The sequence below is a fragment of the Syntrophaceticus schinkii genome (genome assembly GCF_000946815.1).
Classification (GTDB): domain Bacteria; phylum Bacillota; class DSM-12270; order Thermacetogeniales; family Thermacetogeniaceae; genus Syntrophaceticus; species Syntrophaceticus schinkii.
Map to the genome: position 1 here is coordinate 1 of NZ_CDRZ01000237.1, position 9,247 is coordinate 9,247.

Consider the following 9,247-nt stretch of genomic DNA (forward strand, 5'->3'; position numbering starts at 1 on the left):
CCGTTTGCGATAATGCGCCTTTACCTCGGTTAGAACAGGTTCCGGCACAGTCATGTCGGAACCTGATTCGGCCTCATTGAATATGGACAACTGAACAGCATCAGTTCTTTCACTTGATGCGCCAAATTGCTTATGTCTGGCCAGGCGGATCTGGGACATCAACCACTGTACTTGCTGCTCCAATTCGGCGATCTTACGATCCTTTTCTTCAATTAAACCAAGCAGTTTTTCTGCAGTAATTTCCTGTGTTTTCATAAGGAGATTATACCATGAAAACCTTGTAATAGCAAGGTTTTCAGAGTCTTAGATGCCCTTTTTTGCAATGTGTTTTTAAGAAATTTGCCGCTCTAGAACTTCCTTCCGTTTAAGCTTTTTCTCTAGCTTTGCACCTTCTATTATGTACGATAATTCCATGGTATTAAGGAGCATAGTGACGGAGTCTCCTTTTGCCGGCCAGCGAAAGTGCCCCCGCTCCAGGCGCTTGAAATACAGCCAGAAGCCATCGCCATCCTGTTCTTTTGCACAAACTTTATCTCTAATTCATGGGGGGATGTTGCAGATTAGCGATCATAAAAAGCAGTGGTAATGTCTCCTGAATCTGCTAAACTATTTGCAGATTAATTAGGGAGGCTAAGATCTTGCAAATTCTTTGGAAACTACCTGTTAAATTATCAGTTTACGCAAAAGACAGATATTCAGTTGTATATCCAGTAATATCGAAATGCCCCTGCTGCAATGCTTCTGTAAGGCTGAGGCGCCACGGTTTTTATAAGCGTAATGTCCTTGTAAAAAATAAATGCTTTCGGATCGACATTTGCCGCTACCGCTGTCCTTCCTGCTTAAAAACAATTTCTCTCTTGCCCCATTTTCTCCTGCCTTATTTCCAACATACCCGAGACACTATCCTACAGAGCCTTCGTGCCCGGTTTCAAAAGCTATCCTCTTTTCTTTGCCGCCAACTTACTGCATTCTATCATGAGCGTTTTCTGAACAACATACCTGCAATTATTAGCGTTCTGAGGGAACTGGGTTGGCGGGAGAAGCTTCCTGACGACTGCAATAAAAGAGCCATAAAGCTAGTTGAAAGGCTAGAACTCACTCCACCACGAGACTTGACCTCCCGATGTTCCCTATTATGGGAGAAGGGAGTACTCAGAAAGAACCATCCGCCGGTGGTTGTGGGATTACCGCAGGGATAACCTGGATGGGCTAAAACCTAAGAGCCGCAAGGATAAAGGGTGTTCTCGAGTCATTTCTGAGGAGCTGGGCAAAAAAATCATTGAGTTCAGACAGGAGAACCCTGCCTTCAGCGTGATGCTTCTCTATGAAAAGATGGTTAAAGAAGGGCTTATCCTGCGCTTTGAGGTGTCTTACTATTCGGTTTACCGGTATCTCAAGCAGAGGAACCTTGCTAGACCCCTCGTTGAGGACACTGTCTCTATTAAAGACCGCAAGCCCTTTGCCTATGACGAGGTGAACCGCATGTGGCAGGGGGATTATCCCGATCTTTTTGTTATCCCGACTTTCAGATTTGTAATGTAAAGAATCATTGAAAATAGGGTATTCGCATTTTTTCTATTAAACCAAAAGTCGGGATAATCTTTTACTTCAATCCGTAAAGTTTTCGGATGATCTGGTCATCTCCTTTCCAATAGGGGATCTGTTCATTACTCCTTAAAGGATTGTTATTACCGGTAGCTTTCTGTATTGCATCCCGTTTCATTTTTGTATCGGCATAGGCATAAATCATGGTTGTTTCCAGTTGTGCATGGCCGAGCCATTCAGATAATAGTGCCAAGGGCATTCCTGCGCGGTAAAGATGAATTGCTCTACTGTGACCGAAAAAGATGAGGGTGAAGGTTGCCTGGAACTTCTGTGCAGATTTCTTTTGCTGCCTTCCCATATTTTTTCACAAAACGGGCCACGTTATCATCTGACATCTGCTGCAAAATACTGTTTCTTACTGTGTAAAACAAATATTCTTCTGAATCTTTGTCTGGATGATATAGCTTTGCATAATTATGAAAATGTTCCACTGTTTTAGCCATTACCGGGACAATTCGTTTCTTGTTACCTTTTCCGGTCAGATGTACACATGGCGTTTTAGAATCTGCCCGAAAATTTCTTACCCTTAAATCCAGGATTTCCCGGGTCCTCGCTCCAGTATCATACATGAGTATCATAAAGAATAGGTTTCTGATTCCCTTTTTAGTATTTGTATCCGGCTGTGCCAGGACTACCTTTAAGGCTTGTTCGGTCATGAAATCCACTGTTTTGGAACCAGTCTGTTTAAAGGGAACTTTTTCAAGATCTTGTTGGAATATCATAACCGTAAGATCCATTCTTCCGGCATACTTGAAAAAGGAACGGAGTCCCGCTAGTCGCTGGTTCCTTGTGGATATACTGCAATGACGTTCTTTTTCCAACCAGTCCAGATAATCTGTAATCATGTGACTATTGATGGTTTCAAATGTAACATCTTTCAACGGGATGTCTTTTTCAAGGGTAATAAAATCAAAAAGCTGGTTCAGAGTTTCCCGGTATGATTTGATCGTGTTGGGGCTACAGCATCTCTGATTTGGTAGATATACCGTCAGGTACTCATGAATTAGGCGGAACAAGGTTTCCCCCTTCAATTTTTTCATGATCTCACCTCCGGAATCAAGTCTGAAAACCTGCGCCACTCGATAGTAGATGCTTTCACCAGTCTTTCTGGAAGCAAATGAATGTAGTAGGCGGTGCTGGAAAAATCCGAATGCCCCATATAGGCACTGAGGTAAGGAAGCCAGGTGTATAAATCTCTACCTTCCTCTACCCATTTCATTAAAATCCGAGTGGCGTAATTGTGGCGGAAATCATAAACCCGCGGTGCGGTGGTTCCTCGAAAATGAATGCCGGTATTTTTCCAGCACTTCCAAAACTGTTTTTGCACCCAAGTGGCGGAATAGGTGGTTCTGTCTGGATGCGGGAAAAAATAATCCCGGTTATTCTGAACAGTACTCATTTTTGCATCATATTTATTGCATAGAGATAGCATATCAGGTGCCATAACTACTGTCCGCTCTTTGTGAACCTTGGTATCCCGGATATATATGTTGCCGGTTTCAAGATTGATATCCTCACACCGGATTAACCGTACTTCACTGGGGCGAAGGCCGCAGCAATAGAGCAGGCGGAAGATTACTGGCACAATCAGCTGTCGATAGGGTGAGAGTTTATGGGGCGGCATATTGTCTGCTGCAGCAAAAAATGCAGCCAGCTGTTCATCGGTAAATAGATAGGGGAAAAAGGGCTTAAAGTCTCCAATCATTTCCGAGGGGATTACGTAAGCCTCGATTCCAATGGTATTTAGATATTTCCCAAACTCTCGAAGAGCCACCATTCTTCTTTTTAATCCGTTTTCATTCTCGTTAGGCCGAAGACAAGCCCACTGCATCAAAAGTTCTTTCGTTAAAGAAGTTTCTTCTGGAAATGTACTCAGACAGAACCGATCAAATTGAGTTAGAAATTTGAAATAACTGCTTTGGGAATAGCCCAATGCTTCTTTGTAACGGATGAAGTCTTTAATGTGTACTGCAAATCGGCTGTTGAAAGAATCCATCATAGAAAAAGCCCCCCTTTTATAGGGATTCCCTGAAAATCCAGTGTACACTCTGCAAGCCGTTTGTGATCCATGGAAAGATACTGTTTAGCCGAATCCTGTTCTTTATGGCCAAGCACCTGTGAAATCGTGGTCAGAGGAACACCGGATTCCAGCATCCATGTTCCCATGGAACGACGTAAGCCATGAAAGCTCTTTCCATCGCCAGGACTTCGGGTGAGGCCAGCCTTTTTTAGATATTTCTGCAGGATGTTTCCCACGGCTCCAACATCAGATAGCTTCCTGTAGGGTGCCATTGTTCTTAAGAAGACATGCTCTGAGTCAGATTCCGGCCGACCTTCCAGGATGTATGCGGCAATAGCATTGCCGGTATCAGTCTCCATAGGAAGTATTAATAACCGACCTGTCTTTCTTTGTACAATACAGATAGTGTCATTAACCCAATCCAGATCAGTAAGCCGTAAATTGGCTATGTCAACAGCACGCAACCCGGTGTGGGAAGCTAAAAAAAGGATGGCATAATCTCTTTTACCTTCTTTTGTGTCTATATCTATCTGTTTCAATATGGTTTCAACTTCTTCGTGAGTAAAACATGGTAGGATTTTTTTTCTTTCGTTGTGCAGGTTTATTCAGTATCGGGCTTAAGTCTATCAACAGCAATGAATTTTTTTTTTAAATAATTGAAAAAGAGTCGCAATGCATAGAGAACGTTCCCCATACTTCCTTGATGGGTTTCGGCAGTTGCCATCAAGTAATCCTTCACAACCACTGGCAATAATGCATTGAAATCACAGTGTCCGTTATGTTCTATATAACAAAGGAATTGAAGGATGTATGTTCTAAGGTTGGCAATGGTACCTCTGCTTAAATGTTGAGCATCCAAAAACTCTTTTAAACAAAGACTAAAGTAGTCGTTCGATTTGTATATAGAACGAGCACTGTAGTAATCCCATTGCAGCGTTCCATATTGATAAATTTCATGAAGCATCTGTACGGCTCTCCGCAATTTCCTATAATGTCTTTTCGAAATCTCACTGTTTTCAATACGCTTCTTTTGAGCAGATAAGAATGAATCCAGGGTAGCAGGTTTGTAGCAGTTTGTTCCATGTTTAACGCAATAATTCCTAATGAGGCTATACGCACTATACCGATAAGACTTTATTGTTGATTCCGCTATTCCAAGTTGCTTTAGTTCTTCTAACGTCTGGTTGATGAGTTGATCTAGTCGCATAATATCCCTCCAATATAAAATTCGGACCATTGGTCTGTATCTTTCATTATTGGAGTTATCTCATCAGAAAGCTACAGTTATTATCCCGACTTTTGGTTTAATAGAAAAAATGCGAATACCCTATTTTCAATGATTCTTTACATTACAAATCTGAAAGTCGGGATAACAAAAAGATCGGGATAATCCCCCTTATTCCGATATCGGAATAAGGGGGATATGATGGTTGGCCCCCGGGTCCTGGTCAACGGCAAGAAGAAACCAAGCTATCTATTTGCATTTATTGATGATTGTTCCCGTCTGATCACCTTTGCCCAGTTCTCTATAGAACAAAATTTTGGAGCTATGAAGAGGGTTTACATGGAGGCGGTGCTCCGGCGTGGAATTCCTAAGTTGGTTTACTTGGATAACGGAAAAGTTTACCGCTCCAAATTATTTCATACCGCCTGTGCGAGTATGGGAACTATTGTCTCCCACACTGAACCTTATGATGCAGCCAGCAAAGGGAAGATCGAAAGATTCTTCGGGACGGTAAGAGACAGATTTCTGCCTCTGCTGGATTATCCGGTCAACTCTCTTTCTGTACTTAACCGGTCGTTCTGGAGGTGGCTGGAGGAGGACTACCACCGACGTGTTCACTCATCCCTTAACATGTCGCCGCTGGACAAGTACCTCTCTCAGATCAACCAAATTAAACTTGTCAAAGATCCAGAATCCCTGCGCCGGCTGTTTATGAAAAGGGAACACCGCAGAGTTAACAATGATGCTACAATCTCTGTTTCCGGCAGATTCTTTGAGGTGCCTCCTATCCTAATAGGACAGAGGATAGAGGTGCGCTTTGAACCGGAAAACTTAGATGAGGTGCTGATTTTTGTCGATAGTGAGTGCCTGGGGAATGCAGTACCTGTTCGTCTGTCTGATAACGCCCGGATCAAACGTGACCGTAAGGGAGATTCTCCTGCTCCAGCTTTATCCTTTCATGAGGCTCTGCTTAAAAGGGAGGGGGACAGCTGATGTTTACTAGTTTCTATTCTCTCTCTGCCAGGCCCTTTGTCAAGGAAATCAAGTCTGAAAAGATGTTTCCGTCATCTTCTCATCAAGAGCTTTTAGCGCGTTTAAGTTATCTCAAGGACAATAAGGGTATCGGTATGGTGGTTGGTGAAGCCGGAGCAGGTAAGACTTCTTCTCTGCGCGCATTTGCAGCTTCTCTCAATCCTGCTTTGTACCGTGCTGTTTATTTCCCTCTTTCTACGGTTACGGTTACTGATTTCTACCGGGGGCTTGCTTACAATCTAGGGCTACTTCCTGCGTTCCGGAAGGTGGATCTGTTCAGGCAAATCCAGGAGGCTATTCAAGATCTGTATTCAGGGAAAAAGGTCACTCCACTGATTGTGCTGGATGAACTGCAGTTAGCCAGCACTCAGTTCTTGAGTGACCTCCATCTGTTATTTAATTTCTCCATGGATTCGGAAAACCCTTTTATCCTTGTGCTTTGTGGCTTGCCGGCACTTTCAATGAAATTGTCTCTCACCCATAACCAGCCTTTAAATCAAAGGCTGATGATGCGCTACCAAATGGATGGCCTATCAAAGGAAGAGACGAAGGGTTATTTGGAACATCATATGCGGCTGGCTGGCGCCAACTACCCGATTTTCTCTGATTCTGCAATTGAAGCTATTTCTCTAGTCAGTCGTGGGTGGCCGCGTCTAATCAATAATCTTGCCACCACCAGCTTGATTTTCGGATATCAAAAGGGGTTAAAGACCATCGATGAGGATGCTGTAAGGCAGGCTGCTGTTGAACTGGGAATGTAATTTCTTGACGGGGCCGGTATCCATCCCGGCCTTTTTCTTTTATCTATTTTGAACCATTTAATTTGAAAGACAGTCAATTTGCTAATGTGCAAATTGTTCGGAAATCGTTCCTGCAATTTTTGCAGATTGCAAGGTAAATTTGGGGTTTTTATTCTGCAAAGATCAGGGACAAAGAATGTGCAAACTTACATGCTGTATAGAACACTCGGACCGGCTTCAGTCGGTTTCAATCCACGCACCCGCACGGGGTGCGACAGCGCAGATCTGCATGGTGTTTGAGGAGATGTCCGTTTCAATCCACGCACCCGCACGGGGTGCGACGTTTGGCGTGGCCGGTGCTGTGGGTGAGTTCATGGTTTCAATCCACGCACCCGCACGGGGTGCGACGTTTGGCGTGGCCGGTGCTGTGGGTGAGTTCATGGTTTCAATCCACGCACCCGCACGGGGTGCGACGTGTAAGAATCCAGCAGTAAGTTTCAGTTTTGGGTTTCAATCCACGCACCCGCACGGGGTGCGACGCTGTTGGTATTCTGACTGTGACGGGAGAAGCAGGTTTCAATCCACGCACCCGCACGGGGTGCGACGTGAAATGGACTGTGACAGCCGCAGACCTACACGGTTTCAATCCACGCACCCGCACGGGGTGCGACTCGCAGTCCGCTGATGAGCCTCAATGCTGTAAGTTTCAATCCACGCACCCGCACGGGGTGCGACGAAACAGATGCGCCAAACAAAGCGCAAATGGGGGTTTCAATCCACGCACCCGCACGGGGTGCGACGTGAGGAGTTTTTCATTGAAACTGGCCGGATGATAGTTTCAATCCACGCACCCGCACGGGGTGCGACGAGGATAAACCCCAGCGCAATAACCAGGAAAAGGTTTCAATCCACGCACCCGCACGGGGTGCGACGTGCACCACCTGGTTGTTGAGGGCGGCAGAGATGTTTCAATCCACGCACCCGCACGGGGTGCGACTGCCCTCGCAGAGGCGCAAACCTATACGTAGTATAGTTTCAATCCACGCACCCGCACGGGGTGCGACTTCGACGCCTTCCCTGCATTGTCGATTTCATCCGGGTTTCAATCCACGCACCCGCACGGGGTGCGACGCACGGAACAAAGGATGGTTTCGCCTTTACAGCAGTTTCAATCCACGCACCCGCACGGGGTGCGACATCAGGCGGGATATTGGTTTTACCGCTCACGAAGTTTCAATCCACGCACCCGCACGGGGTGCGACCTTGCCCTGAGCGTTGGGGTTCTTGTCGGTTCTGTTTCAATCCACGCACCCGCACGGGGTGCGACCTTATTTATACAGATTTTGTTGCGCCCTTCTTGGTTTCAATCCACGCACCCGCACGGGGTGCGACGTTGCACGTTGCCGCCGCTGATCGTGCTTTATAGTTTCAATCCACGCACCCGCACGGGGTGCGACGGTTGTTGTATTTGATGAAGCGCATCACATTGAGTTTCAATCCACGCACCCGCACGGGGTGCGACGGTAATGGGCGGTATGCCTATCACTCAATTTGATGTTTCAATCCACGCACCCGCACGGGGTGCGACAGCATAAAAAGTACATCAGATGCTCATACCGAGTTTCAATCCACGCACCCGCACGGGGTGCGACGGCGGTAATATCAGTAATGGCTATAGGTAGGTGGTTTCAAGTAAGCGTCAAACAGGCTAGCACTTACTAAATATCGGTATCACCGAAGATCACCTTTGCCAATATCTTTAACCTTGTTGTACTGTCTTTTAATCAGTCGTTTATATTCTTCATCTGATAGACCATCGCCTGCATCCACACCATCATCCGATAGCACATCGTAAAAATATTCGGCGTGGTCCCTGTCTTCATGCACCATCTTCTTATAACGGGCTATGATCTCGGTCTGAAAGTCTAGTTCAAATATGTGCCGGGGAGTCTTGCCTGATAGGTATTCTTTCACCAGTTCCATCATATAGTCAATATTCTTTCCCATATCAGTCTTCCTCCCACGCAAATTTTTCCACGTTTGTACCACATGGCTTCGGGGTAAATACTTTTTTCGGGATTGTTTCACTGCCAGGCAGGAAATCTCTAACTGAGGCTATGTAACCTGTTTTCCCCAAGTTAGGAGCATTTGTAAAAATCCATGTTAAGTATTCAAATGGATTCAGCCCATTTTCTTTTGCACTCACAATCAGGCTGTAATAAATGGCACTTGCCCTGGCGCCGTTTGGCGTATTAGCAAACAGCCAGTTCTTGCGGCCGATTACAAATGGCTTAATACTTCGCTCAGCACGATTGTTTGAAATCTCAAGACGCCCGTCAAGAAGATACCTTGCAAGATACTTCCTCTGGGATTTTGCGTAGTGTATCGCTTTCCCAAGAAGGGTATTAGGTAAGGCAGCAATACCCTCAATCCAATTGTAAAATTGATCAAACAATGGCCTTGATAACCGCCCGCGTTCCTTATGGCGATCATGGAGGGAAAGTAAGGCAAACTGTTTTTCAAAATGGAATAGCTTATCACAATAGGCCACACCTATTGCTGCATTGGATCCCGCTTGTTTCTCTTTGGGTAAGGTTTTAAATGCATCGAAAAACTTCCGCCTAA

13 protein-coding genes and 1 CRISPR repeat array are annotated in these 9,247 nt (G+C 45.3%); of the genes, 4 read left to right on the forward strand and 9 right to left on the reverse strand.

Translation table 11 applies throughout. The annotated features are described in order from the left end of the window. Together SSCH_RS09135 and tnpB are read right to left on the reverse strand one after the other, a co-directional pair. On the reverse strand, positions 1 to 255 hold a 255-nt coding region (locus tag SSCH_RS09135), incomplete at its 3' end, for an IS66 family transposase (RefSeq protein WP_044665195.1). A 75-nt stretch (positions 256 to 330) separates the two neighbouring features. Beyond that, positions 331 to 540 carry an IS66 family insertion sequence element accessory protein TnpB gene (gene tnpB / locus SSCH_RS21925; RefSeq protein WP_084711058.1) on the reverse strand — a complete coding sequence of 70 codons (210 nt, stop codon included), beginning with the start codon at positions 538 to 540 and terminating at the stop codon, positions 331 to 333. A gap of 98 nt (positions 541 to 638) precedes the next feature. Here tnpB and SSCH_RS21930 point away from each other — a divergent pair, with 98 nt between their 5' ends. Together SSCH_RS21930 and SSCH_RS09145 are read left to right on the forward strand one after the other, a co-directional pair. Continuing rightward, positions 639 to 1,199, forward strand: coding sequence for a DUF6431 domain-containing protein (locus SSCH_RS21930; protein WP_408645723.1), 561 nt, complete (start codon positions 639 to 641; stop codon positions 1,197 to 1,199). Beyond that, positions 1,165 to 1,542: a helix-turn-helix domain-containing protein gene (locus SSCH_RS09145; RefSeq protein ID WP_084711059.1), complete on the forward strand. Its 378-nt coding sequence runs from the start codon at positions 1,165 to 1,167 to the stop codon at positions 1,540 to 1,542. Before SSCH_RS21930 ends, SSCH_RS09145 begins: the two co-directional genes overlap by 35 nt. 61 nt (positions 1,543 to 1,603) lie before the next feature. Here the strand turns inward: SSCH_RS09145 and SSCH_RS19265 are convergent, their stop codons facing one another. The 5 genes from SSCH_RS19265 to SSCH_RS09165 are packed head-to-tail and all read right to left on the reverse strand — an operon-like array spanning position 1,604 to position 4,832. Then, the gene (locus SSCH_RS19265; protein WP_198142340.1) at positions 1,604 to 1,798 is read right to left on the reverse strand and encodes a hypothetical protein; all 195 of its coding nucleotides are present in this window, start codon (positions 1,796 to 1,798) and stop codon (positions 1,604 to 1,606) included. A gap of 31 nt (positions 1,799 to 1,829) precedes the next feature. Then, on the reverse strand, positions 1,830 to 2,645 hold the full coding sequence (locus tag SSCH_RS17605; protein WP_198142341.1) for a tyrosine-type recombinase/integrase: 816 nt from the start codon (positions 2,643 to 2,645) through the stop codon (positions 1,830 to 1,832). After that, positions 2,642 to 3,604 carry a tyrosine-type recombinase/integrase gene (locus SSCH_RS09155; protein WP_052835506.1) on the reverse strand — a complete coding sequence of 321 codons (963 nt, stop codon included), beginning with the start codon at positions 3,602 to 3,604 and terminating at the stop codon, positions 2,642 to 2,644. The genes SSCH_RS17605 and SSCH_RS09155 overlap by 4 nt, the downstream gene beginning before the upstream one ends. Then, entirely contained in the window at positions 3,601 to 4,230 is a 630-nt protein-coding gene (locus SSCH_RS09160) for a site-specific integrase (protein WP_084711060.1), read from the reverse strand. Before SSCH_RS09160 ends, SSCH_RS09155 begins: the two co-directional genes overlap by 4 nt. Beyond that, a complete protein-coding gene (locus SSCH_RS09165; protein WP_044665197.1) occupies positions 4,227 to 4,832 on the reverse strand; it encodes a hypothetical protein in 606 nt (201 codons plus the stop codon). Before SSCH_RS09165 ends, SSCH_RS09160 begins: the two co-directional genes overlap by 4 nt. Before the next feature lie 216 nt (positions 4,833 to 5,048). Between SSCH_RS09165 and SSCH_RS09170 the strand changes: the two genes are divergently transcribed. Both SSCH_RS09170 and SSCH_RS09175 read left to right on the forward strand, forming a co-directional pair. After that, positions 5,049 to 5,843 carry a DDE-type integrase/transposase/recombinase gene (locus SSCH_RS09170; protein ID WP_084711061.1) on the forward strand — a complete coding sequence of 265 codons (795 nt, stop codon included), beginning with the start codon at positions 5,049 to 5,051 and terminating at the stop codon, positions 5,841 to 5,843. Then, complete coding sequence (locus tag SSCH_RS09175; RefSeq protein ID WP_044665198.1) at positions 5,843 to 6,643, forward strand: ExeA family protein; 801 nt, start codon at positions 5,843 to 5,845, stop codon at positions 6,641 to 6,643. The genes SSCH_RS09170 and SSCH_RS09175 overlap by 1 nt, the downstream gene beginning before the upstream one ends. Before the next feature lie 223 nt (positions 6,644 to 6,866). Further along, a CRISPR array of direct repeats spans positions 6,867 to 8,274; the repeat unit is 32 nt; unit sequence GTTTCAATCCACGCACCCGCACGGGGTGCGAC. A gap of 79 nt (positions 8,275 to 8,353) precedes the next feature. Here SSCH_RS09175 and SSCH_RS09180 read toward each other — a convergent pair. Next, positions 8,354 to 8,629: a hypothetical protein gene (locus SSCH_RS09180; RefSeq protein WP_044665199.1), complete on the reverse strand. Its 276-nt coding sequence runs from the start codon at positions 8,627 to 8,629 to the stop codon at positions 8,354 to 8,356. Between the two features lies 1 nt (position 8,630). After that, on the reverse strand, positions 8,631 to 9,247 hold a 617-nt coding region (locus SSCH_RS09185; RefSeq protein ID WP_044665200.1), incomplete at its 5' end, for an IS66 family transposase.

What these genes read in the sequence shown, in the direction of transcription:
- SSCH_RS09165 (WP_044665197.1), bottom strand. Translation starts at nt 4,832, where the DNA reads ATGCGACTAGATCAACTCATCAACCAGACGTTAGAAGAACTAAAGCAA.
- SSCH_RS17605 (WP_198142341.1), bottom strand. Translation starts at nt 2,645, where the DNA reads ATGAAAAAATTGAAGGGGGAAACCTTGTTCCGCCTAATTCATGAGTAC.
- SSCH_RS09180 (WP_044665199.1), bottom strand. Translation starts at nt 8,629, where the DNA reads ATGGGAAAGAATATTGACTATATGATGGAACTGGTGAAAGAATACCTA.
- SSCH_RS09170 (WP_084711061.1), top strand. Translation starts at nt 5,049, where the DNA reads ATGATGGTTGGCCCCCGGGTCCTGGTCAACGGCAAGAAGAAACCAAGC.
- SSCH_RS09175 (WP_044665198.1), top strand. Translation starts at nt 5,843, where the DNA reads ATGTTTACTAGTTTCTATTCTCTCTCTGCCAGGCCCTTTGTCAAGGAA.
- SSCH_RS09155 (WP_052835506.1), bottom strand. Translation starts at nt 3,604, where the DNA reads ATGATGGATTCTTTCAACAGCCGATTTGCAGTACACATTAAAGACTTC.